Origin of the sequence: Candidatus Pelagibacter sp. FZCC0015 (genome assembly GCF_007833635.1) — a bacterium.
Lineage (GTDB): Bacteria > Pseudomonadota > Alphaproteobacteria > Pelagibacterales > Pelagibacteraceae > Pelagibacter.
Map to the genome: position 1 here is coordinate 1,161,243 of NZ_CP031125.1, position 23,373 is coordinate 1,184,615.

28 protein-coding genes are annotated in these 23,373 nt (G+C 28.6%); 19 read left to right on the forward strand and 9 right to left on the reverse strand.

Annotation, left to right across the window (positions count from 1 at the left end; all coding sequences use genetic code 11):
• The first annotated feature begins 3 nt into the window (after positions 1-3).
• Positions 4-687, forward strand: a complete 684-nt coding sequence (gene phoB, locus DT059_RS06105; protein WP_145597622.1) for a phosphate regulon transcriptional regulator PhoB — start codon at positions 4-6, stop codon at positions 685-687.
• Here the strand turns inward: phoB and DT059_RS06110 are convergent.
• Positions 669-1,193, reverse strand: a complete 525-nt coding sequence (locus DT059_RS06110; protein WP_145597625.1) for a SixA phosphatase family protein — start codon at positions 1,191-1,193, stop codon at positions 669-671. The two genes, phoB and DT059_RS06110, sit on opposite strands and share 19 nt — an antisense overlap.
• 13 nt (positions 1,194-1,206) lie before the next feature.
• On the opposite strand from DT059_RS06110, the gene DT059_RS06115 reads away from it, so the two are divergent.
• The 3 genes from DT059_RS06115 (at position 1,207) to DT059_RS06125 (ending at position 6,906) form a co-directional block, all read left to right on the forward strand.
• Positions 1,207-3,357 carry an RNA degradosome polyphosphate kinase gene (locus tag DT059_RS06115; RefSeq protein ID WP_145597627.1) on the forward strand — a complete coding sequence of 717 codons (2,151 nt, stop codon included), beginning with the start codon at positions 1,207-1,209 and terminating at the stop codon, positions 3,355-3,357.
• Positions 3,347-4,858 carry a Ppx/GppA family phosphatase gene (locus DT059_RS06120; protein WP_145597629.1) on the forward strand — a complete coding sequence of 504 codons (1,512 nt, stop codon included), beginning with the start codon at positions 3,347-3,349 and terminating at the stop codon, positions 4,856-4,858. Before DT059_RS06115 ends, DT059_RS06120 begins: the two co-directional genes overlap by 11 nt.
• A 131-nt stretch (positions 4,859-4,989) precedes the next feature.
• Complete coding sequence (locus DT059_RS06125; RefSeq protein WP_145597632.1) at positions 4,990-6,906, forward strand: PhoX family protein; 1,917 nt, start codon at positions 4,990-4,992, stop codon at positions 6,904-6,906.
• Positions 6,907-6,940: 34 nt separating this feature from the next.
• Here the strand turns inward: DT059_RS06125 and DT059_RS06130 are convergent, their stop codons facing one another.
• From DT059_RS06130 to DT059_RS06155, 6 genes are all read right to left on the reverse strand, one after another.
• A complete protein-coding gene (locus tag DT059_RS06130; RefSeq protein WP_145597634.1) occupies positions 6,941-7,429 on the reverse strand; it encodes an NUDIX hydrolase in 489 nt (162 codons plus the stop codon).
• Positions 7,426-8,085 carry an MIP/aquaporin family protein gene (locus tag DT059_RS06135; RefSeq protein WP_145597636.1) on the reverse strand — a complete coding sequence of 220 codons (660 nt, stop codon included), beginning with the start codon at positions 8,083-8,085 and terminating at the stop codon, positions 7,426-7,428. The genes DT059_RS06130 and DT059_RS06135 overlap by 4 nt, the downstream gene beginning before the upstream one ends.
• Positions 8,075-8,506 carry an arsenate reductase/protein-tyrosine-phosphatase family protein gene (locus tag DT059_RS06140; protein WP_145597638.1) on the reverse strand — a complete coding sequence of 144 codons (432 nt, stop codon included), beginning with the start codon at positions 8,504-8,506 and terminating at the stop codon, positions 8,075-8,077. The genes DT059_RS06135 and DT059_RS06140 overlap by 11 nt, the downstream gene beginning before the upstream one ends.
• Positions 8,506-8,730 carry a DUF6552 family protein gene (locus tag DT059_RS06145; RefSeq protein WP_145597640.1) on the reverse strand — a complete coding sequence of 75 codons (225 nt, stop codon included), beginning with the start codon at positions 8,728-8,730 and terminating at the stop codon, positions 8,506-8,508. The genes DT059_RS06140 and DT059_RS06145 overlap by 1 nt, the downstream gene beginning before the upstream one ends.
• A 56-nt stretch (positions 8,731-8,786) precedes the next feature.
• Positions 8,787-9,668 carry a phytanoyl-CoA dioxygenase family protein gene (locus DT059_RS06150; protein WP_145597642.1) on the reverse strand — a complete coding sequence of 294 codons (882 nt, stop codon included), beginning with the start codon at positions 9,666-9,668 and terminating at the stop codon, positions 8,787-8,789.
• A gap of 132 nt (positions 9,669-9,800) precedes the next feature.
• Positions 9,801-10,850, reverse strand: a complete 1,050-nt coding sequence (locus DT059_RS06155; RefSeq protein WP_145597644.1) for a zinc ABC transporter substrate-binding protein — start codon at positions 10,848-10,850, stop codon at positions 9,801-9,803.
• 71 nt (positions 10,851-10,921) lie between these two features.
• On the opposite strand from DT059_RS06155, the gene DT059_RS06160 reads away from it, so the two are divergent.
• Genes DT059_RS06160 through DT059_RS06175 form a run of 4 tightly spaced genes read left to right on the forward strand, consistent with a single transcriptional unit; the run spans position 10,922 to position 13,893 of the window.
• The gene (locus DT059_RS06160; protein WP_145597646.1) at positions 10,922-11,668 is read left to right on the forward strand and encodes an ATP-binding cassette domain-containing protein; all 747 of its coding nucleotides are present in this window, start codon (positions 10,922-10,924) and stop codon (positions 11,666-11,668) included.
• A gap of 1 nt (position 11,669) precedes the next feature.
• Positions 11,670-12,473: a metal ABC transporter permease gene (locus tag DT059_RS06165; protein ID WP_145597648.1), complete on the forward strand. Its 804-nt coding sequence runs from the start codon at positions 11,670-11,672 to the stop codon at positions 12,471-12,473.
• A gap of 23 nt (positions 12,474-12,496) precedes the next feature.
• On the forward strand, positions 12,497-12,895 hold the full coding sequence (locus tag DT059_RS06170; protein WP_145597650.1) for a Fur family transcriptional regulator: 399 nt from the start codon (positions 12,497-12,499) through the stop codon (positions 12,893-12,895).
• A complete protein-coding gene (locus DT059_RS06175; protein ID WP_145597651.1) occupies positions 12,895-13,893 on the forward strand; it encodes an Ldh family oxidoreductase in 999 nt (332 codons plus the stop codon). Before DT059_RS06170 ends, DT059_RS06175 begins: the two co-directional genes overlap by 1 nt.
• On the opposite strand, the gene xth is transcribed toward DT059_RS06175, so the two are convergent.
• Both xth and DT059_RS06185 read right to left on the reverse strand, forming a co-directional pair.
• Positions 13,885-14,661 carry an exodeoxyribonuclease III gene (gene xth / locus DT059_RS06180; protein ID WP_145597653.1) on the reverse strand — a complete coding sequence of 259 codons (777 nt, stop codon included), beginning with the start codon at positions 14,659-14,661 and terminating at the stop codon, positions 13,885-13,887. The genes DT059_RS06175 and xth overlap by 9 nt on opposite strands.
• Positions 14,661-14,978 (reverse strand): HesB/IscA family protein, encoded by a 318-nt coding sequence (locus DT059_RS06185; RefSeq protein ID WP_023853837.1) that lies wholly within the window; start codon positions 14,976-14,978, stop codon positions 14,661-14,663. Before DT059_RS06185 ends, xth begins: the two co-directional genes overlap by 1 nt.
• Positions 14,979-15,028: 50 nt before the next feature.
• On the opposite strand from DT059_RS06185, the gene DT059_RS06190 reads away from it, so the two are divergent.
• Genes DT059_RS06190 through yajC form a run of 11 tightly spaced genes read left to right on the forward strand, consistent with a single transcriptional unit; the run spans position 15,029 to position 23,363 of the window.
• Positions 15,029-16,147 carry a deoxyguanosinetriphosphate triphosphohydrolase gene (locus tag DT059_RS06190; RefSeq protein ID WP_145597655.1) on the forward strand — a complete coding sequence of 373 codons (1,119 nt, stop codon included), beginning with the start codon at positions 15,029-15,031 and terminating at the stop codon, positions 16,145-16,147.
• Entirely contained in the window at positions 16,144-17,877 is a 1,734-nt protein-coding gene (gene argS / locus DT059_RS06195) for an arginine--tRNA ligase (protein ID WP_145597657.1), read from the forward strand. The genes DT059_RS06190 and argS overlap by 4 nt, the downstream gene beginning before the upstream one ends.
• The gene (locus DT059_RS06200) at positions 17,877-18,137 is read left to right on the forward strand and encodes a hypothetical protein (protein WP_145597659.1); all 261 of its coding nucleotides are present in this window, start codon (positions 17,877-17,879) and stop codon (positions 18,135-18,137) included. The genes argS and DT059_RS06200 overlap by 1 nt, the downstream gene beginning before the upstream one ends.
• Positions 18,130-19,080: a glycoside hydrolase family 3 N-terminal domain-containing protein gene (locus DT059_RS06205; protein WP_145597661.1), complete on the forward strand. Its 951-nt coding sequence runs from the start codon at positions 18,130-18,132 to the stop codon at positions 19,078-19,080. Before DT059_RS06200 ends, DT059_RS06205 begins: the two co-directional genes overlap by 8 nt.
• A gap of 9 nt (positions 19,081-19,089) precedes the next feature.
• Positions 19,090-19,833 (forward strand): segregation and condensation protein A, encoded by a 744-nt coding sequence (locus DT059_RS06210; RefSeq protein WP_145597664.1) that lies wholly within the window; start codon positions 19,090-19,092, stop codon positions 19,831-19,833.
• Positions 19,826-20,527 carry an SMC-Scp complex subunit ScpB gene (gene scpB / locus DT059_RS06215; protein WP_072090573.1) on the forward strand — a complete coding sequence of 234 codons (702 nt, stop codon included), beginning with the start codon at positions 19,826-19,828 and terminating at the stop codon, positions 20,525-20,527. The genes DT059_RS06210 and scpB overlap by 8 nt, the downstream gene beginning before the upstream one ends.
• Positions 20,528-20,574: 47 nt before the next feature.
• A complete protein-coding gene (tatA, locus tag DT059_RS06220; RefSeq protein ID WP_023853830.1) occupies positions 20,575-20,775 on the forward strand; it encodes a twin-arginine translocase TatA/TatE family subunit in 201 nt (66 codons plus the stop codon).
• A 5-nt stretch (positions 20,776-20,780) separates the two neighbouring features.
• Positions 20,781-21,002, forward strand: a complete 222-nt coding sequence (tatB, locus tag DT059_RS06225) for a Sec-independent protein translocase protein TatB (protein WP_145597666.1) — start codon at positions 20,781-20,783, stop codon at positions 21,000-21,002.
• Positions 20,992-21,762 carry a twin-arginine translocase subunit TatC gene (tatC, locus tag DT059_RS06230; protein ID WP_075503424.1) on the forward strand — a complete coding sequence of 257 codons (771 nt, stop codon included), beginning with the start codon at positions 20,992-20,994 and terminating at the stop codon, positions 21,760-21,762. The genes tatB and tatC overlap by 11 nt, the downstream gene beginning before the upstream one ends.
• Positions 21,755-23,014 carry a serine--tRNA ligase gene (gene serS / locus DT059_RS06235; RefSeq protein WP_145597668.1) on the forward strand — a complete coding sequence of 420 codons (1,260 nt, stop codon included), beginning with the start codon at positions 21,755-21,757 and terminating at the stop codon, positions 23,012-23,014. Before tatC ends, serS begins: the two co-directional genes overlap by 8 nt.
• 55 nt (positions 23,015-23,069) lie before the next feature.
• A complete protein-coding gene (gene yajC / locus DT059_RS06240) occupies positions 23,070-23,363 on the forward strand; it encodes a preprotein translocase subunit YajC (RefSeq protein ID WP_023853826.1) in 294 nt (97 codons plus the stop codon).
• Positions 23,364-23,373 lie beyond the last annotated feature (10 nt).

Here is a 23,373-nt window from a genome sequence, read left to right on the forward strand (position 1 = left end):
TAAATGTCTGCTCACGTGTTTATTGCTGAAGATGAAACTTCAATAGTAACGCTGCTAAAATATAATCTTGAAAAAGAAGGTCACAAAGTAAGCTATTCCGAAAATGGTGAAGATGCACTTAAACAAATTAAAGATAAGCATCCTGACTTAATATTAATGGATTGGATGTTGCCAGATTTGTCGGGTGTTGAAATATGTAAGAATTTAAAAAAAGACAAAAAATATAACGACATACCTGTAATAATGTTGACAGCAAAAGGTGAGGAAGAGGACAAATTAAGAGCTTTTGATACAGGTGCAGATGATTATGTAACAAAGCCATTTAGTCAAAAAGAACTTAATGCAAGAATTAAATCACTACTTAGAAGATCAAAACCACAATCATCTGCAGATGTTGTTGAGTTTACAGATCTAAAAATAGATAGAATAACAAAAAGAGTTTATAGAAATAATGTTGAAATAAATTTAGGTCCTACAGAATTTAAATTATTAGATTTTTTTATCAAAAATCCAAAAAGAGTATATTCACGAGAACAACTATTAAACAATGTTTGGGGTGAAAATATTTATGTAGAGTCTAGAACAGTCGATGTACATATTAGAAGATTAAGACAAGCTATTAATATAGATAAAACCAAACCATTAATTAGAACTGTAAGATCAGCAGGTTATTCTTTAGAATCTTGAAGGTCTTTAGGTCTCATAAATTCCTTAATTAAACCATTTCCATCTAATTTATTCCATTCATTAAAATCAAAATAAATTTTTGCAAAAGCTGATGTTGGAAATTTATAGTTTAATAATTTAAAATGATTGTTGTTATGATTTTTTGTCAGTGATCGTACTAGATTTCTAACTGCAGGCTCGTGGTTAATTAAAAGCACAGACTTAAATTTTTTAGGTGTTTTTTTTATTATACCTATAATTTTATCTTCACTTGATAGGTATAATTTTTTTGAAGAAATAATTTTTTTTGGTTTTTCTATTTTTTTTAATAAAATTTTTAACGTTTTCTTTGTTCTTTTTGATGATGAAAGTAATATGTAATCAAACTTATATTTTTTTTTAACAAAAAATTCACAAATCTTTTTTGCATTTTTCTTGCCACGTTTACTTAAAGGTCTTTCATGATCCTCAAGATTTGGATGGTCCCAGCTAGATTTTGCATGACGCATAACGTATAATTTGAGCATAAAGTTTAAATATATGACTGCATTAAAAAAACAAGATAAAGAAATACTTAAATCTAAATACATAAATAGAGAATTGTCTTGGCTCAAATTCAACGACAGAGTTCTTCTAGAAGCCCAAAATATAGAAAACCCACTTTATGAAAGAATTAAATTTTTATCTATAGCTGGATCAAATTTAGATGAATTCTTTATGGTACGTGTCGCGGGTTTATATAGTCAAATCAAGCAAGAGGTAGATTCTCTTAGCTCTGATGGTCTTACTCCTGATGAACAAATGAGTGAAGTTATTTTGGAAACAAATAATCTTCTTAATAAACAAAATAAAATATATAGAGATTTAATTCTTCAATTAAAAAAAGCAAATATAAGTATAGTTAAACCTGAAAATTTAAGTAAATCAGATCAGAAAAAATTATTTAAAATTTTTAATGAAGAAATTTACCCCCTGCTAACTCCATCAGCAATAGACCCGGCTCATCCCTTTCCATTTATTGCAAATCAAGGAAGAGCATTAGTTATGAGATTAAATAAGAAAAATAAAAAAAGAGTTTTAAATGCAATAATAGTAATTCCAAAAGCTTTATCAAGATTTATTGAAATAGATGGAAATAAAAGTTTTAAAAAATTTTTAATTATTGATGATGTTATAAGTTTTTTTGCTTCTGAAATATTTCCTGATCATGATTTAGATAAAAAAATGTTATTTAGAGTTATAAGAGATAGCGATGTAGAAATTCAAGAGGAGGCCGAAGATTTAGTAAGATCTTTTGAATTGGCATTAAAAAGAAGAAGAACAGGTGACATAGTACGTTTAGAAATTTTGAAAAATAGTAATAATGACTTAATTAAGTTTATAACCAATAAGTTAAACGTAAAATCTGAATACATCTATGAAATTGAAGGCATTGTTGGAATTCAAGATATAGACCAAGTTTGTAAAATTAAAAATTCTAAATTAAGATTTAAAAATTTTAATCCCAGGGAGGTTGAGAGATTAAAGGAGTTTAATAATAATTTTTTTGATACTATAAAAAAAAAAGATTTAATAGTTCATCACCCTTTTGAAACATTTGATGCTGTCGTTGAGTTTTTAAATCAAGCTGCATATGATAAAAAAGTTATAGCAATTAAACAAACACTATACAGAACAACGTTAGACTCTCCAATTGTTAAAGCCTTAATAACAGCAGCTGAAAATGGAAAGACAGTGACTGCTTTAATAGAGATCAAAGCAAGGTTTGATGAAGAAGCAAACATTCAACTTTCAAGAAGTTTAGAAAAGGCAGGAATTCAAATAGTTTATGGTTTTGCAAAATATAAAACACATGCAAAATCATCTTTAATATTAAGAAAAGAGCAGGGAAAAATTCAAACTTATATACATCTGGGAACTGGCAATTATCACCCAGTTAATGCAAAAATTTATACCGACTTATCTTTATTTAGCTCTGATAAAAAAATAGCAACTGATGTAGAAAAATTTTTTAATTATGTAACTGGTTATTCAAAACCTCGAAATCTTAGTAAAATATCTATATCACCAATAAATCTTAGGGAAACTTTGAACAAATGTATTGCTAACGAGATAGCAAATGTCAAAAAAGGAAAAAACGGTGAAATATGGGCCAAAATGAATTCCTTAGTAGACCCAGCGATAATTGATAAATTTTACGAAGCTTCAAATGCTGGAGTAAAGATATTTTTATTTGTAAGAGGTGTTTGTTGTTTAAGACCTGGAGTTAAAGATAAATCTGAAAATATAATAGTTAAAAGCATGATTGGAAGATTTTTGGAACACTCAAGAATTTATTGTTTTGCAAATGGAAAAACAATGCCTAGTAGAGATGCAAAAGTTTTTATTTCATCAGCAGATTTAATGCCAAGAAATTTAAATCGAAGAGTAGAACTTCTAGTTCCAATTGAAAACCAAACAGTCCACGAACAAGTTCTTGATCAAATTATGTTAGCTAATTATTTAGATAAAAAACAAAGTTGGGAACTTGATGCTAGTGGAAATTATAAAAAAATTAAATATAGTGAAAATGATTCTTTTTCAGCCCATGATTATTTTATGAATAATCCTAGTTTATCTGGAAGAGGTAAAGCTAAATTAAAAATGAAACCGAAAAAATTAAACTTAAGACTTATTAAAAGTGGAAATTAAAGTTTTTAAAAATAAACAAAATTTAAAATTAAAACCTGCTAAATTAGCAGTTATTGATATAGGCTCTAATTCTATTAGGATGCTAATTTATGAAGATTTTAGCTCTTCTCGTGTGCCTTTTTTCAATGAAAAAGCTGTTTGTGAACTTGGTAAAAATTTAGATAAATCAAGAAAACTTCATAAGTCTGGTGTTGATTATGCTCAAAAAGTATTGAAGAGATTTTCAGAGATTTTAAATGTTTCTAAAATTTCTAATTTAAAAATAATAGCAACTGCAGTTTTAAGAGAAGCAACTGATGCAAAACCATTTGTTGAATACGTAGAAAATCTTTTTAAGAAAAAAATAGAAATCTTAAGTGGAGAGGAAGAAGCAATTTGTTCAGCAGAAGGTGTAAAAATTGGATTTGATAATGTAGATGGGTTAGTTGCTGATCTTGGTGGAGGTAGTTTAGAATTAGCTCGAGTTGAAAATGGTTTGATCACTAATAAAACATCTTTACCCTTAGGTGTTTTAAGATTAATTAATAATCCAATTGTAAAAAAGAGAAACCTTTCTAAATATATAAAAAAACTTTTGAGAGATGAAAAATGGTTATCTAAAAAAAAATTTGAAAATCTTTATTTAGTTGGCGGAACATGGAGAGCTTTATTTAAACTTCATCTTTTTCAAAATAAACACCCTGTCCACATAATCCATCAGTATTCAGTAAATTATGAAACTTTATCAACATTTATAGAAAAAATAGCATCGTTCAATAAAGCAAAACTAAAAACAGTTGAATATATATCTAAATCTAGAACACCTTATCTACCATATAGCTCTATAATTTTAGATGAGATCATGAGAGCAACAAATCCAAAAAACATAATATGTTCCATAAGCGGTATTAGAGAGGGATCTTTAGCAAAAGATTACTTTAAAAATATTGATAACTCTCAAGTTTTTGAAAAATCATTAGAATATATTTCGAAGAAGAGAGGTGATTTGGGATTAACCTACAAAAAGTATCATGAATTTATCAAACCTGTATTTGATGGTAATGAACATTTTGATGAAAAATTGCTTAATTTAGCTTGTGTTTTAAGTCATATGGATTGGGGACTTGGTGCTTTTCAAAAAGCAGAATTAGTTTTTCAAGAAACATTAAATACTCCATTATTGAGACTTTCACATAAAGAAAGAATTCAAATAGCTCTTTCATGTTATTGGAGGTACTGCAGCATTAAATACAACCCTAAAATAGAATATTTAACTTTTTTAAATAATAATGAAATTTTTTCTAGTAAACAAGTTGGTGCAGCCTTAAGATTTGCACATTCACTTACATCTATTTCAACTATCTTCTTAGAGGAATTTAAATTGTATAAAAGAGGTAACTCTGTATTTTTAAAAATTCCAGCACAACACCAAGAAATAATTTCTAAACAAGTTACAAAAAGATTTAAAGCTCTTGCGCGAGAATTATTTTTAGAGCCGAGAGTAATTTACTCAAATAATTAAAATTTAATTTAATCTATTACAACTTATAAGTTAGTGATTTTTCTTTTGTAATAAATTTTTAATTTTATTGAAATATATCATTAATTTAAATGTCATATTTTTCTGTGATGTTTCTTTAAAGGAGATTTTTTATGAAAAATAATAAAACTAAAGTACATAATTTATCAATTGATGAATATGATGAAATAAATAATCCACCACCAGAAGTGGTTGATTTTGACAATATACTTCAAAAGGCAATGAGCAGAAGAAGCTTTATGAAAAATAGTGCTATGTTTGGCGCATCAGCTTTTGTTCTTGGTTCTGGACTTAACATTTTAAGCTCTACAGATGCAGAAGCTGCATTTTCTGGTCTTGTAAATTTTAAACCAATTAAAGCAGATACAAAAGATGATATTACAGTACCAGAAGGATATAGTTGGGAAATCTTAGCTAAGTGGGGTGACCCATTATTTACTAAGGGTAAATGGTTTGATCATTACACAAGAGGAACTGGTGAGACACAGGAACTTGCTTTTGGTGATAACAATGATGGTATGGATACTTTTTATACTAAAGATGGTAAAACAATCATTGCTGTTAATAATGAATATGTAAATAGATCAATTATTTACGACAACAGAGGCACCAAATTACCTGAAACAGCAGATGATGTTAGAAAAGGTAAAGCAGGTCATGGTGTTAGTATTTTTGAAATATCAAATAAAAATGGTAAATGGGAAATAGTTAAGGACTCTAAATATAATAGAAGAATAACCGCAGATTCAAGAATGGAAATTACAGGTCCTGCAAGAGGGCATGATTTGTTAAAAACAATTTCTGATCCAACGGGAACATTATCCTTAGGAACATGGAACAACTGTGGAAATGGTAAAACTCCATGGGGAACTTATCTTGCATGTGAGGAAAACTTTAACGGATATTTTTCTAATACTGACCCTAATGCCGATATTCCACCAGAATTTAAAAGATATGGTATTTCAACAAAGGATTGGGGTTATGCTTGGGGTAAATTTGATGATAGGTTTAATTGGGATCTAGAACCAAATGAGCCAAATAGAGCTGGTTATGTTGTTGAAATCGATCCATTAAATCCCTCATCTACTCCAAAAAAAAGAACAGCTTTAGGAAGATTTAAGCACGAAAATGCTGAGGTAACACTTGGTAAAAATAATGAAGTTGTTGTTTATTTGGGAGATGATGAAAGAGGTGAGTATTTGTATAAATTTATTTCATCAAAAAAATATAATAAAAATGGTGATAACTCCAAAGTTTTAGAAGATGGAGATTTATTTGTTGCCAAGTTTGATGACAATGGAAAAGGCAAATGGTTACCTTTAACGCCTGAAACAACTGGAATGAAGTCTAAAGCCGAAATAGCTATTCATACAAGAATGGCAGCTTCTGCAGCAGGCGGGACTACAATGGATAGGCCTGAATGGGTTGCAGCAAATCCATTAAAAGCAGAAGCATATGTTGCTTTAACAAATAATAAGAACAGAGGAAAAAAACCAAATGCTGGTGGCGATGATACGTCTGTGAATGGACCTAACCCCAGAATAAACAATCAATATGGTCAAATTGTTAGATGGACAGCAGATAGAGGTGATCATGCTTCATCTAATTTTAAATGGGATATATTTGCTTTAGTTGGAAATCCAGCTGTTCACAAAGGATCAAATGCTGGATCTAAAAACATAACTAAGGAAAATATGTTTAATGCTCCTGATGGAATTAAATTTGATTCTAAAGGAGGATTATGGATACAAACAGATGGAAAATACTCTAATTCAGGAGACTTTGCAGGTATGGGTAATAATCAAATGTTGTATGGTGACCCAAAGACAGGTGAGATTAAAAGATTTCTTGTAGGTCCTAATGAGGCAGAGGTTACAGGATTGACCTGGAGTAAAGATTACAAAACTATGTTTGTTGGTATTCAACATCCAGGTGAAAAAGGTAATTCTATATGGCCAGACGGACCTGGTACGGCTCCAAGATCTTCAATTATAGCTATTAGAAAAAATGATGGCTCTAGAATTGGTTAATTAACAATAGACCCCTGAAATACGCTCGATAATGTTATCGAGCGTATTTTTTTTTATAAAACAAAAACATACCAATATGAGAGGCGTTATTAAATTTACCATTCTTAATTAATTTAATTATTTGATGATCTGAAACTATGTGGATTTTTATTCCTTTTTCAGGCTTTGAAATTTTAATAAGATTATTACAAAAAAAACCAGTAATTTTAGTGGTGAGTCGACCCGGTTCAGAATAAAATGAAGTAATTTTTCTCAATTTATTTCTTGATTTATATCCTGTTTCTTCAATTAATTCTTTTTTAGCAGATATTAAAGCTGTTTCATGTTTTTCAATGATACCAGATGGAAACTCAAAATTAATTTGATTTATAGGAATTCTTTTTTGTGAAACTAAAATATACTTGTTTTTAATTTTGGGTATTACGATTGAAAGGTTTGAGGTTTTTAAAAAATGATAAAATTCATTTTTTTTAAATTTTTTATTAATTAATTTAATATTGTTTGTTAGTTTTAAATTTTTCAATCTTTTTCTAAGAATAATTTTTTTGCAATATAAACAGCAATTAACATACCAATTAATTCAGCAGTTATATAAAAAGGAGTGTTTAAATAACTTATACCAGTAAACGACTCTGTGAATGTTCTTGCTATTGCTACAGCAGGATTTGCAAAAGATGTTGATGAAGTAAACCAATAACCAGCTGTAATATATAATCCAACAGATGCAGCTACGGTAATTTTACCTGACTTCATGGATCCAAAAATAATGATTATTAGTCCTAATGTTGCAACAATTTCTGATACAAAAATATAGATACCATCTCTTGATTTTGTCGATAATTCAAAAATCTGATGTTCAAAAAAGAAATTAGCTAAAGCTACACCTAACAAACATCCAAGGATCTGAGCTGAAATATAAAAGGGTAGAAGACGTTTTTTTAATTTTCCTGTAATTGTCATAGCAATACTTACAAATGGATTGAAGTGAGCCCCAGATACATCTGCAAAAACAGTTATTAACACGAATAATCCAGCTCCAGTTGCTATAGTATTTGCAATTAGCATTAGCGCTGTATCATTGGTAAGATTTTCTGCCATTAAACCTGATCCAACTATGATCATTACCAGGAAGCAACTTCCAATAAATTCTGAAAGAAAATATTTATTTTTATTTTTCATCTAGCCAATCTTTAATTTTATTGCTTATAATATTGAAAGTGTTTCTAATGATTATTTGCTTTTCTTCGTCATTAGCATTTTGAAGTTTAGTTACTGGATCGTCTATATCCCAGTGTATAATTTGGTTTTTATCAGGCCAAATAGGACATACCTCATTATTTGCGTTATTGCATACCGTTATTACGTGATCCATCTTTATTTCATTATTTATAAACTCTTCAAAGTTTTTAGAACTATAGTTAGTTAGATCATAATTTTTATTTTTCTCTAAAAAACTTCTAACATCAATATTGATTTTTCCTGATGGATTGCTACCAGCACTGAAAGCTTTAAATTTATTTGAGTATTCGTTATTAATAATAATCTCAGCTATAATGCTTCTTGCTGAATTTCCTGTGCATACAAATAAAATATTTTTCATTAAAAAATAATTTTATAAATACCGATTACAAATAATGGAATTTGTAACCCAAAGTTAGTTAAAATGGCTTTATCCTTTAATAAGAAACCTGAAATTGTCCATCCGACAACACCAAGTCCATGAAAATAAATATTCAGTGGGTAAATATTAAGATTTGTAAGTAAAATACCACTTAACACTAAGAGTGTACTGATCCACTTTAGATATTTTTTAAAAAATGACATTCAAAATTTATATGAATGTTTTGTTAAAGATTTATTACAATAAACTTTAATGTGATTTAATTTTTTTGAAGTTCATAGATAGAAACGTAGTGTTTCTTCTTAGGCAGTGGGATTATGGTTGGGACTTTAGTCAATCTTGGTTTTATTGATTTATTTCCAACAATTATATTTTTGTCATAATTTTCCAAATCAACTTCAGGATGAGGGTTTCCGTCATTGATTAATGGCCACGCATCACAAGCTCTATATCCAAATAAAATTAACGGTCTTGAGTTATTCATTTGATTGTGTCCAGACCCATGAACTGATCTACAATGAAAAAATACTACTGTTCCAGCCGTTCCAGTTATAGAAACACTATCTTTAGTTCCTATTTTATTTTTCTTAGTGTCTATTTTTCCAACAAAATAATTTTCTTTGCTGTGGTGGCTGTACAATTTCTTTTTGTGTGAATTCTTTATTATTTTAAGTGGCCCATTTTTTTCATAACAATCATCTAAATATATACCAACTGTAATTAAATCATCGTTTGTATGAGGGTAAAAAGCCCAATCTTGATGCCATCCAATTTCACTACCTTTTTTCTTATTCGGAAGCTTGAAATTTAATTTACCTAGATGAAATCTAACTGTTCCACCTAATAATTTTTTTGCTATAGATATAATTTTTTTATCTCTAGATAACTCATAGAAAACTTTATGCCTGTTCTGAGGATTATTTAGTCTTAGAATTTCTTTATTTTTTGGAGAACTCGAATTGTAAACAAAATGGTAATTATCATAGGACTGAGTTCCATTTGTACCATTACCTTTTTTTCTTTTTTTTTCTTTTGAAATTACTTCATTAACAATTTTATTAATTTTATTTATCTTTGTTTGAGAAATAAGATTTTCTTTAACAAGAAAGCCATTTTTTTTAAATAAATTTAAATCATTCATATAGTCAGATTATGAAAGAAAATAAATCTTCTTTAAAATAAATACAATGTTTTTTGTGAGATTAAATAAAAGTAATAATTATTTGTTAATCCGAGAATTTAAAAAAATTCCCGGATTAAACCTAATTTTTAATTAACAACCTTTGAAAGATGCAGACATATTTCTAATTAAATTGAAATATAAGTCTTTTCCTGGGTCTAAAGTCGCTCCTAATGGATCAACTACACCGGTTTTAATATTCATGTCTTTTGCAACCGCTTTAATGATATCAGGGTTAAATTGAGGTTCAGAAAATACACAAGCAACTTTATCGTGCTCAATTATCTCTCTGATTTCTGCTAGTTGTTCTGCTCCTGGCATTACATCAGTATTAACAGTAAAAGCACCTAATATATTTACATTAAATCTTTTCTCAAAATATTGATACGCATCATGAAATACAATTGAAGCATCACTGCTACTTAAATCAGTCATTACATCAATTGTAAGTTTATCGATTTCTTGTAAAGCTTTAGCTAAATTACTTTTATACTTAGCTTCATTTTTAGGATCATTTTCAATTAAATGTTCTGCCATTTCATTTAACATAGCTTTTGCATTAATTGGGTCCAACCAAATGTGTGGATCAAATTCACCATGCGCATGTCCATCATGATCGTCATGTCCGTGGTCGTCATGATCATCCTCTTTTTTACCATGATCGTCATGTCCGTGGTCGTGATCATCTTCCTTTTTACCGTGGTCATCATGGTCGTGATCATCTTCCTTTTTACCATGATCGTCATGTCCATGATCGTCATGATCATGTTCGTCAAAAATATTTCTTTCTCTAAATTTTAATACCTGTAATCCTTTAGTTTCCATTAATTCAATTTTTTCTGCTTTCTTAGCAATTGAACTCAATGGTTTTTCTAAAAAACTCTCTAAATCTTCACCAACCCAGAATATTAGATCTGCATTTTGAAGCATTTTTGCGTGCGAAGGTTTCATTGCAAATCCGTGTGGAGAAGCATATCCATCAACTATTAAATCAGGTTTAGCAATACCATCCATTAAGTAACTAGCTAATGAATGAATTGGTTTAATAGAAGCAACTACTTTTATTTCAGCATTTGCTGGTGTAAAGAATGTTAGAATTGATAATATTGAGAATATAAGTGGTATTTTTTTAATATTTTTCATAATAAGTAATTTAATTGGTTGTTATAATATAACGTTATGTAATAATATAACATTTATAAGTCAAGCAATATATGAGCTCAGAAAATATTACATTAGTAAAATTAAATAACGCTGGTTTTAAACAAAATGATAAATGGCTAGTAGAAGGTGTTTCATTAACTGTTGAAAAAGGAAAGATTGTTACCCTTATTGGACCTAATGGCTCTGGAAAAAGTACTACCGCAAAAATTGCATTGGGAATTTACAAAAACATAGAAGGAAGTGTTGAGAAATACACAAATAAAGTTGGATATGTTCCTCAAAAAATATCTATTGATTGGACTTTACCGTTAAGAGTTTATGACTTTATGCTTCTAACAGAAAATATTAAAGAAGAGGCAATTGATGAAGCACTTACATTAACAGGTGTTATCCATCTTAAGAATAAAAATTTAGGAAATTTATCAGGTGGAGAATTTCAAAGAGTTTTAATTGCAAGAGCTATTTCAAAAAAACCTGAATTATTAGTTCTTGATGAACCTGTTCAAGGAGTTGATTATACTGGTGAGATTGCTTTGTATGAATTAATAAAAAGAATTTCTGATACACTAAATTGTGGAATTCTATTAATCTCTCATGATCTACATACAGTTATGACTGCAACTGATCATGTGGTTTGTTTAAATGGTCATGTATGTTGTTCTGGATCACCAATGGATGTTGCTAAAAATAATGAATATAAAACCTTATTTGGTGAACAAGCATCTCAAATTCTTTCTGTATATGAACATAAACATGATCACGTTCATTCAGACAAAGGTGAAATAAAGAAAAATTAATATGTTTGATGATTTTTTTATAAGAGCACTAATTGCAGGCTTAGGTATAGCCCTAGTAACTGGGCCTCTTGGTTGTTTTGTTGTTTGGAGAAGATTATCTTACTTTGGTGATACATTAGCTCACTCAGCTCTACTAGGTGTTACTTTAGCTTACTCGTTTGAATTAAACATTGCTCTTTCAGTATTTATTATTTCATCTTTAATTGCTTTAATTTTAATTCAATTACAGAAGAAAACTAATTTACCTGGTGATGCTTTGCTTGGTCTATTAGCTCACTCTTCTTTAGCTGTTGGATTAGTAGTAATAGGTTTTTTAACCTTTATTCGTTTTGATATTATGGGACTTTTGTTTGGTGATATATTAGCCGTAACAACTGATGATTTACTAATCATCTGGACTGGTGGGGCAGTAATTTTATTAGTTCTTAAATTAATTTGGAAACCATTGTTTGCATCTACAGTTAATTACGAATTAGCAGAAGCAGAAGGGTTAAACCCTGATAGAGCAAAAGCTATTTTTACAATTCTTATGGCCGCTGTAATAGCAATATCAATTAAAATGGTAGGGTTATTATTGATTACAGGTATGCTTATTATTCCAGCAGCGATGGCTAGAAATATTTCTGATAGCCCTCAAAAGATGGTGTTATTTTCAATAATTGGAGGATTGTTGTCAGTATTATTAGGTCTATTTTCGTCCTTAGAATTTAATACATCATCTGGGCCTTCGATAATAATGGCCGCTTTAGTATTATTTATATTGTCTTTACTTAATATTAAACAATCGATTAAATTGAAAAACTGATAACTAATTGATAAGAATTTAAAATGCAAAAAGAACATAGCCTTTCAAAAAATCAAAAAATCATTTTTGATCTTATTGATAAATCTGGTGGACCTATGAAAGCTTATTCAATTTTATTTAATGTCCAAAAAAAGGGAATAAAAGCACCACTACAAGTTTATAGAGCCCTAGATAAGTTGGTTGAAATTGGAAAAATTCATAAGATTGAAAGCAGAAATGCTTTTATTGCTTGTCAAAATTCCAGCTGTCAGGTTTCTAAAGCTACAGCTTTTTCAATTTGCGAAAGTTGTGAAAATGTATCAGAAATAAGCAACTCAAAACTTTCAAAATATTTATCTAGCTTTTCAGATAACTCTGGAATGAAATATAGCAAATATAATCTAGAATTTTTTGGTTTATGTAAAAAATGTAAATCAAAATAATGAGCACTGTATCTTTAACTTTAGACGAAATATTTGAACTAGCTAAAAAAACACTTTTAGCTAATGGATGCGATGATGAAACTGCATCAATTCTTTCAGATTTAATTAGAAATGCAGAAAGAGATGGTTCTGTCTCACATGGTTTGTTTAGATTGCCAGCATACGTGACTGGTCTTAAAGGTGGAAAGATAAATGGAAAAGGGAAACCTGAAGTAAAAAAAATATCTCCATCAGTAATTAAAGTTGAAGGAAATAATTGTTTAGCTCCTGTTGTATTAAATAAAGGATTGCCTGAACTTGCAAAAGCTGCAAAAGAAAATGGTGTAGCTGTGTTAGCAATAAATAATTCACATCATATGGCTGCTATGTGGCCTGAGACAGAAAAACTAGCAGAAGAAGGTTTGGTTGCATTTGCTTGTACATCTTATAAGCCGGCTGTAGCACCTGCTGGTGCTATTAAACCATTATTTGGAACGAACCCAATTTCATTTGCTTGGCCACGTCCTGGTAAAACACCAGTTGTTTATGATATGGCAACAGCCTCAATGGCAATGGGAGAAGTTCAAGTTGCTAAAAGAGAAGGGCACAAAGTTCCACTTGGAACAGGATTAACTAAAGATGGAAAAGAAACAACTGATCCAGGGGAAATTGCCGATGGCGGAGTTTTATTACCCTTTGGTGGTTACAAAGGGTCTGCAATTGCAATGATGGTAGAATTAATGGCAGGCGCATTAGTTGGGGATAATTTTAGTTTTGAAACAGCAGCTAAAGATAATAATGATGGTGGTCCTCCAAGTGGCGGTGAATTCATACTAGCTATTAATCCAGATAAAACTTCAGGTACTAATTGGCAAAAACACGCTGAGGAATTTTTTGAAAAAATGAAATCGATGGGTGAAGTAAGATTACCTGGAGAAAGACGTCACAAGAATAGAATGGATACTGGCCCAAGAAATATTAACGCAGAATTAGTAAATAAAATTAAATCTTTAAGCTAAATTAATCTCAATTGGTGTGTGATCAGAAGGCTTTTCTCTTCCACGTGGATCTTTATTAATATTAATATCTTTAATTTGATCAATTATAGAATTTGAAACTAAAAAATGATCAATCCTCATACCATTATTTTTTTGCCATGCGCCTCTCATATAATCCCAAAATGTATATCCTTCTTTATCTTCATAAAAATGTCTGTAGACATCATTAAAACCAAGATTAATCATTTCTCTAAATTTTTTTCTTATTTCAAGTCTGTATAATGCGTCGTCTTCAAAACTTTTAACATTATAAACATCTTCTGCTGAAGGGATAATATTGAAATCACCAGCTAAAATAATATTTGAATTTTTTTTAGATAAAGTTTTTAATTGCTTTATTAATTGATCAAGCCAATCTTTTTTATAATCGTATTTTTCAGTATCTACAGGATTACCATTAGGCGTATAAATATTTATTAATTGTATATTTTTTTTCTTATGTTCAAATTCAGCTGAAATTATTCTTGATTGTTTTAACTTATCCTTAATTAAATCTGTTTTGACATTTTTTAATTTATTTTTAGATATAATTGCTACACCATTGTAACTTTTTTGACCAAATACATGACTTTCATAGTCCATTGATGAAAAATCATCATATGGAAAATTAACATCTTCAGTTTTGATTTCCTGCATCATTAAAATATCAGGTTTATATTTTAATAAGTAGCTTTTGATATTTTCGATTCTTGCTCTTACCGAGTTTACATTCCAAGATGAAATGAGCATTAAAGTGAGAAAGACACTCCACAACCACATGAAGATTTGGTTTGTGGATTAGAAATTTTGAATTGTTCACCTATAAGTTCAGACACATAATCAACCTCAGATCCTTTAAGCAAATCAGCCGAAGTTTTATCAATTAAAATATTTTGATAATTTAAATCATCATCTTGTTTTGATTTATCAAATGTAAATTCATATTGAAAACCAGAACATCCTCCACCTTTGATAGCGATTCTGAAGAATGATCCTTTGTCTTTTTTTGACAACAAATTATCTATTTGTTTTAACGCTTTATCCGTAAATTTAATTTCTTTAATCATGTCTGAACACTGATATTACTAATATAATACTTAATTATTTAAATTAAAGGATGAAAAAAGACACTTTGTTAGGAGTATTTAAAAGTAAAGGCAGACTTAATAAAGAAGCTAATTCAAAATACAGATCTCCTTTTCAACGTGACAGAGATCGTATAATTCACAGCGCATCATTTAGAAGATTAAAGCATAAAACCCAAGTATTTGTTAACACTGAAGGAGATCATTTTAGAACAAGGATTACTCATTCAATTGAAGTTGCTCAAATAGCAAGATCAATTGCAAAATATCTTAAATTAAATGAAGATTTAGCTGAAACCTTAAGTCTTGCTCATGATTTAGGTCATACTCCATTTGGCCATGCAGGAGAGGATGCTTTAGATGAATGTATGCATAATTATGGTGGTTTTGATCACAATCTTCAGACACTAAGAATAGTAATGTTTTTGGAGAATAAATATTTCAAATTTGCTGGATTAAATTTAACTCTTGAAACTTTAGAAGGCCTTTTAAAACATAACGGACCTGTAGATGATCTAAGCATGATCAATAAATTAATTGGTTTAAAAGTTTTCAAAAATAAAATTAATTTTAACACTTATCCATCATTAGAAGCTCAAATATCAGCTATATCAGATGATATTGCCTATAATAATCATGACATTCAGGATGGAATTAAAGCAAACCTATTTAAACTTGAGGAACTAGTTGAATTAGATTTTTTCAAAAATATTTACCAAAGATATAAAAACAAAATTAATAAAAAAAATTATAAAATTGCTATTTATCAAATCATCAGAGATTCAATAGATATTATGATTAAAGATTTATTAAGTAACACAGAAAGAAATATTAAAAAATTTAAAGTTAAGTCATTAAAAGATGTATCAAAATCAAATCAATTAATAGTTTCTTTTTCAGATAAAATAGAAAATTCAGAGCAAGAAATCAGATCATTTTTAAGACATAGAATGTATGACAATAAATCGGTGCTTAATAAGAATCAAAGAGGTAAAATGATAATTAATAAATTATTTAAAATAATTAAATCAAATCCTAGAAAATTTCTGACTAAAGAGCAATTGACTAAAGACAAATATAGAGCTATTTCAGATTTTATATCTGGTATGACAGATAGATATGCAATTAACCTTTATAAAGATAATAAATGAATATTTTTGAATTATATCTAGATAAAATTAAATCTGTTATTGTTGAGCTTAGTAAAAAAAATCAACTTATCGTTCCAGAAAGTTTCAATGGTATTAATGCGGAAATACCACCCCTAAAATTCGATTGTGATATTTCAACTAATGTTGCAATGGTTTTGTCGAAACTAAACAAAACTTCTCCAATAGAATTGGCAGAAAAACTTGCACCTGAAATAAAAAATAGTGATGATCAAATTGACAATATATCCGTTGCTAAACCTGGTTTCATAAATATTAAATTTAAGCCATCTTTTTGGTCAAACTTTATTAAAGAAATAATTGATAACGCTGAAAAATTTGGAATTAATGAAAAAGAGAAAAAAAATAATTATTTAGTTGAATTTGTATCAGCTAATCCTACGGGACCTTTACATGTTGGTCATTGTAGAGGAGCTATTTTAGGTGATGTCATATCTAATGTATTAATATTTAATAAACACAAGGTTACTAAAGAGTATTATGTAAATGATTATGGTAACCAGATTATAAATTTTACAAAATCTGTATACTTTAGAATTAGGGAAGTAAAATTTAACGAAACATTTCCTCAAGATAACCCTGATTTGTATCCAGGAGATTACCTTATTGATTTTGCAAAAAATATAGTTTCGGATAATTCAGATCTAAATTTTGATGATTATGAGAAAATAAGCGATAAGTTAACAGCTTTATCTATAGAACAGGCGCTACTTTTAATTAAAAAGAACCTTAAGAGTTTAGGAATTAATCACGATAATTTTGTTAGTGAAAAAACTATTGTTTCAAATAACGAAGTAGAGAGTGTAATAAAATTTTTAGAAAAGAATAAATTTGTATATAAAGGAAAAATTAAAGCTCCAGCTGGTGAAGATGATAAAAACTGGGTAGAAAGAGAACAGTTACTTTTTAAATCTACTGATTTTGGTGACGATAAAGATAGAGCATTACAAAAGTCAGATGGAACATGGACTTATTTTGCAAGTGATGTTGCTTATCATAAAAATAAAGTAGATCGTAAATTTGATTATTTAATAAATATTCTTGGCGCAGATCATGCTGGTTACATCAAAAGAATTTCCTCCTCAGTTGAAGCTTTATCAGGAAAAAAAGATAAATTGATTTGTAAAATTAGTCAGCTTGTAAAATTAATTAAAGATAACAAACCATTTAAGATGTCTAAAAGAAAAGGCGACTACATTACGGTTGATGATTTAATTGAAGAAGTTGGAAAAGATGCAACTAGATTCATCATGCTTAATAGAAGTAGTGATGTGGAATTAGATTTTGATTTTGATGCTGTAAAAGAAAAATCTAAAGATAATCCGTTATATTATGTTCAATATTGTTATGCTAGAATTTCATCTGTCTTTAGACATATTGATAAAGATTTAAATTCAAAAATTGAATTAGATAATTATAGTTTCGAATACTCAAATGATGAGATCAAAATTTTAAAAAAGATTTCAGAATGGCCCAAATGTGTTGATGCAGCTAGTTCAAAATTAGAACCACATAGAATACCTGTTTATTTATATGATCTGGCTTCAGAATTTCATTCGTATTGGAATCTTGGTAAACAAAACCCAGAAAAAAGATTTATTAATGATCAAAAAATAGTTTCACCAGATAAATTAATTTTTTTAAAAGCAATATCTAACGTAGTAAAATCAGGAATGGATATAGTTGGTGTAGATACACCAGATAAAATGTAATGCTAAAAGAAATTAAGTATTTAATCTTTATTATTGTAATTGCTTTATTTATTTTTTTGACTGGTAGATATTATTTTTCAGATGAAAATAAAAAGAAATCATACAGATCTTATAAAAATAACGATGAAAAAATTAAATTATACTCAAAAAATTTACCTGTTTTGGAAAATGATACAGATAATGTAATAGAATACGTTAAGCAAACAAACAAAAAAAAGAAAAAAAAGTTTAATTTTTGGAAACTTTTAGAGAATGATTAAGAATAGAAGAGCTTTTATTGTTGGTTTAAAATCATCAAAATTATCAAAAAAAGAGATAACTTTTTTAAAAAAATATAAACCATGGGGAGTTATTTTATTTTCAAGAAACATAAGTTCAATTGAACAAACTAAAAAATTAACTGATAAAATAAAAAAGATATTTAAAGACAAAAAATACCCAGTATTAATTGATCAAGAAGGAGGACGAGTAAATCGATTAGGAAAAATTATTTCATTTGATAATTTGACTTCTGAATATTTTGGTATTTTATTCACAAAAGATAAGAAAAAATTTAATATTATTTATAAATTATTTATCGATAAAACTTCGTATTTGCTTAAATCAATTGGTGTTAATATAAATACAGTTCCTGTTTTAGATCTTAGAGTTAAAGGAGCTAGCAACATTATTGGTGATAGGTCTTTTTCAAAAAATAAAAAAAATATCTCTAAAATTGGAGATATTTGTATTGATTATTTTCATGAAAATTCCATTGGAACTGTGATGAAACACATACCAGGGCATGGTTTAGCTAAAGTAGATAGTCATAAATTTACACCTGTAGTTACCAAAAAGTTAAATTATTTGAATAAAAATGATTTTTTTCCATTCAAGAAAAAACAAAGCTATTTTGCAATGACAGCGCATGTAATATATCGAAGCATTGATAAGTTAAATACAGCTACACACTCTAAAAAAATTATAAATTTAATTAGAAAAAAAATTGGCTTTAAAAACATTTTAATTTCAGATGATTTATCAATGAAAAGTTTAAAAGATGATTTAAAAACCAATACCATTAAAACATTTAGCGCAGGTTGTAATCTTGCTCTTCATTGTAATGGCAAATTGTCTGAAATGAAGGTAGTTGGTGATAATTCACCAAAGGTCAGTAATTTTATAATAAAAAAAACATCGCTATTTTATAAAATTTTAAGTTAATATCTGAGCATGACTATTTCTGATTCTGCATTATTTAATGTTGATATTAATAATTATAATGGCCCTCTAGATGTTCTTTTAGACTTAGCCAAAGCTCAAAAGGTAGATCTTGAAGAGATATCAATAACAAAGTTAGCAGATCAATTTCACGATTATATTACAAAAGAAAAAGATTTAAATTTAGAAATTGCTTCTGAGTATTTATTGATGGCAACTTGGTTAGCTTATTTAAAATCTAAATTATTACTTCCAGGAACACCAGAAGAAGAATTTAAAGTTCAAGAAGTTGCTGAAAAATTAAAATTACAACTTAAAAAACTAGAATTGATAAGATTACTCTCTGAACAAATGTTAAAAAGAAAAAGATTAGGAAGAGAAATTCGATCAAGAGGAATGAAAGGAAATATAAGATCTATTTATAGCACAGAATATAATTTAAGTTTATTTGAGCTTCTTAAATCATATTCAACAATTATTATGACCAAGGACTTTCAAAAAATGAATATTCCCAAATTACCTGTATTTACTACAGAAGATGGAATTAAAACAATTAGAGAATTTTTCGGTAAATTAATTGATTGGAAGAAATTAGATGATTTAATTCCTCAAAATTTTAAAAGTAATTCAAAATATAAACGTACAGGTAAAGCAGGAATATTTGCTGGATCGTTAGAATTAGTTAAAGAAGGAAATTTAAATATGAAACAAGATAAGTTATTTGATGATATTTATGTAAAGGAAAATAATGATTAAAAAAGAAAAGATTACAAAAGATAATATTGTAAAATTTCCATCTAAGTTAACTGATTTAGAAAAAGAAATTGAAGCAGTTATTTTTGCTGCTGCAGAACCATTAGATATTGATACAATTGAAAGCAAAATTACTAAAAAGGGTAGTGTTGCAAAATCATTAGAGAAGTTACAACAAGAATACTCTCAACGTGGTATTAATTTAGTTTGTATTAAAGATAAGTGGTCGTTTAGAACTTCACCTAACTTATCTAATATTATGTCACAAGAGAAGACAGTAGAAAAGAAACTTTCTAGAGCTGCTGTGGAGACTTTAGCTATAATCGTTTATCACCAACCTGTTACTAGAGCTGAGATTGAGGAGATAAGAGGTGTTGCATTTGGAACGAATACTCTTGAAATATTGATGGAACTCAACTGGGTGAAACCAGGAGGTCGTAAAGATGTACCAGGTAGACCAATTCAGTATGTTACAACTGATGAATTTTTAAGTCATTTCAATCTTCAAAAATTATCTGATTTACCAACAATTGATGAATTAGGTGCTGCTGGATTAATTGACAGTTCTAGTGTCGATAATGCAATTTTTGGAACTGGAAAATTCTACAAAGAAAAACAAGAAGAAAAAAAAGAGGATATTTATTCTAATATTGACGAGATGTTAAACAGCACTCTTGATACTGAAGAGAAAGATTAACAAAAAAGTAACTTTTAAATTAACCATAAAAAGGTTATAAGTTTTTCATGAGCATAGGAATTTGGCAAATAGCAATCGTAGTTATATTAGTAGTCTTATTGTTTGGACGAGGTAAAATCTCCAGTCTGATGGGTGATGTAGCTAAGGGAATTAAAAGTTTCAAAAAAGGAATGGCGTCAGATGTTACTGACGATACAGAGCCAAAAAATATATCCGACGAAAATAAAGACTCAGAAAACAAAGATTAAATCACATGCCTACTATTGGTTGGTTTGAGATATTAATTGTAGTTGGTATTGCAATTATTGTTCTTGGTCCAAAAGATTTTCCAATCATGTTAAAGAAAGCAGGTTCTTGGATAGGGACTGCAAAAAGATATGTGAGCAACATTCAAAATGAGGTTTCTAATTTAGAAATTGATGAAGAAAAAATTGATAATGAAATAAAAAAAGAAACTAAAAAAGATGAGCAATGAAGAAAATGAAGGTGGATTTGTTAGCCATCTAACAGAACTAAGAAAAAGATTAATACATAGTTTTATATTTCTAATAATCTTTTTTGTTATTTGTTATATATTTGCAGAACATATCTACGGTTTTTTAGTTGATCCATTTGCTCAAGCTGTCAAAGATGATGGGTCTGATAGAAGGCTTATTTTTACGGCCTTACAGGAAACTTTTTTAACGTATATTAAAGTATCCTTTTTCACAGCTTTTTTTGTGACCTGTCCTTTTATTTTAATGCAAATATGGAAATTTATTGCACCGGGATTATATAAACATGAAAAAGTTGCTATACTCCCATACCTTGTCTTAACACCAATTCTTTTCTTTTTGGGAGGTATGCTAGTTTATTATTTGATAATGCCTCTAGCTATTAAATTCTTTTTATCATTTGAAAGTACAGGGATGTCTACAAGTCTACCAATTCAATTAGAAGCCAAAGTAAATGAATACTTGTCACTTGTTATGAAGTTAATTTTTGCATTTGGAATAAGTTTCCAACTACCTATAGTCTTAAGTTTGTTAGCCAGAATAGGTGTTGTTGACAGTCAATTTCTAAAAGAAAGAAGAAAGTATGTTGTAGTAATTATATTTGCTGCTGCTGCATTGCTTACACCACCAGACCCAATTACTCAAATAGGTTTAGCTATTCCTTTATTAATTTTATATGAATTATCAATATTTTCAGTAAAATTTATAGAAAACAAAAATTTAGAAAAGACTGATGCATAATTTAAAAGAAATTAGAAAAGACTATTCAAAATTTGAAAAAGATCTTGAAAAGCGTTCAGTTAAAATTGATTTTAATAATTTAAAAAAGCTTGATGAATTAAATAGAGATTTAATTCAAAAGAAAGAAAATTTAGAAAAAGAAAAAAAAGATATTTCAAAATCTAAAGATGAAAGTTTATTCAAAAAATCTAAAGAAATCTCTACTGAATTAGAAAAGATCGCTGAGCAACAAAAAAATACTAAAACTGAATTAGATAACATTTTATCAAGTATACCCAACATACCTCATCAGGATGTTCCAAATGGAAAAGATGAAAATGACAATGTGGAAGTTTTAAAAGCAGGTAAAGTTGCTGAATTTGATTTTAAACCCAAATCGCATTACGAACTTGGAGAAAATTTAGGTATGCTTGATTTTGATCTTGCAACTAAAACAACTGGATCAAGATTTGTATTTGTTAAAAAAGAGTTAGCATTACTAGAACGAGCTTTATCTAACTTTATGCTAGATACTCATATTGCTCAAAATGGCTACCAAGAGATTTCACCTCCATTGATTGCCTCTGATAATACAATGTATGGAACAGGCCAATTACCAAAATTTGAAAACGATCAATTTGAAATAAAATTTGATGAAGGATCTGATAGAAAATTTTTAATTCCAACTGCTGAAGTAATTTTAACAAACATTGTTAAAGATAAAATTGTAGACCAAAAAGATTTACCAATGAGATTTGTTGCCTCAACCCCATGTTTTAGAAAAGAAGCCGGCAGTTATGGAAAAGACACCAAGGGAATGATTAGACAACATCAATTTTATAAGGTTGAGATGGTTAGTATTGTAGAAAAAGAAAATTGCCTAGAAGAATTAGAGCGAATGACAAACTGCGCTACAGATATTCTTGATAAACTAGAGTTACCTTATAGAAAAGTAATTTTATGTTCAGGTGATATGGGTTTTAGTGCAGAAAAAACTTATGATATTGAAGTGTGGTTACCATCAGAAAACAAGTATCGTGAAATATCATCATGCTCTTCTTGTTCAACATTTCAGGCACAAAGAATGAAATCAAGATATAAAAATAAAAACAAGGAAACTGTTTTTGTTGGAACATTAAATGGAAGTGGTTTAGCTGTGGGTAGAACTTTAATTGCTGTATTAGAAAACTATCAACAAAAAGATGGTTCGATTATTGTTCCTAAGGTACTGCGACCGTATATGAATAATTTGGAATTGATTTCAGCTAAATAAAGTTGTTTTAATTACACAGATAGTATAAGTATTCACATAATTTATAAGGAGATTTATGGAAGGCTCAGGAATAGGACAATTTATACCGTTAATTTTAATTTTTGTTATTTTTTATTTTTTCTTAATCAGACCACAGCAAAAAAAAGTTAAGGAGCACAAAGCAATGGTTGAAAGCCTTAAGAGAGGTGACAAGGTTGTTACTTCTGGTGGAATTACAGGTACTGTGGAGAGACTTATAGACAATGATAAAGTTGAAGTAGAAATTGCTGAAAACGTTAAAGTTGAGATAGTTAAATCAACTGGTATTCAAAGTCTTGTTAATACAAATACACAAGAAGTTAAAAAATAATTATTTTTAG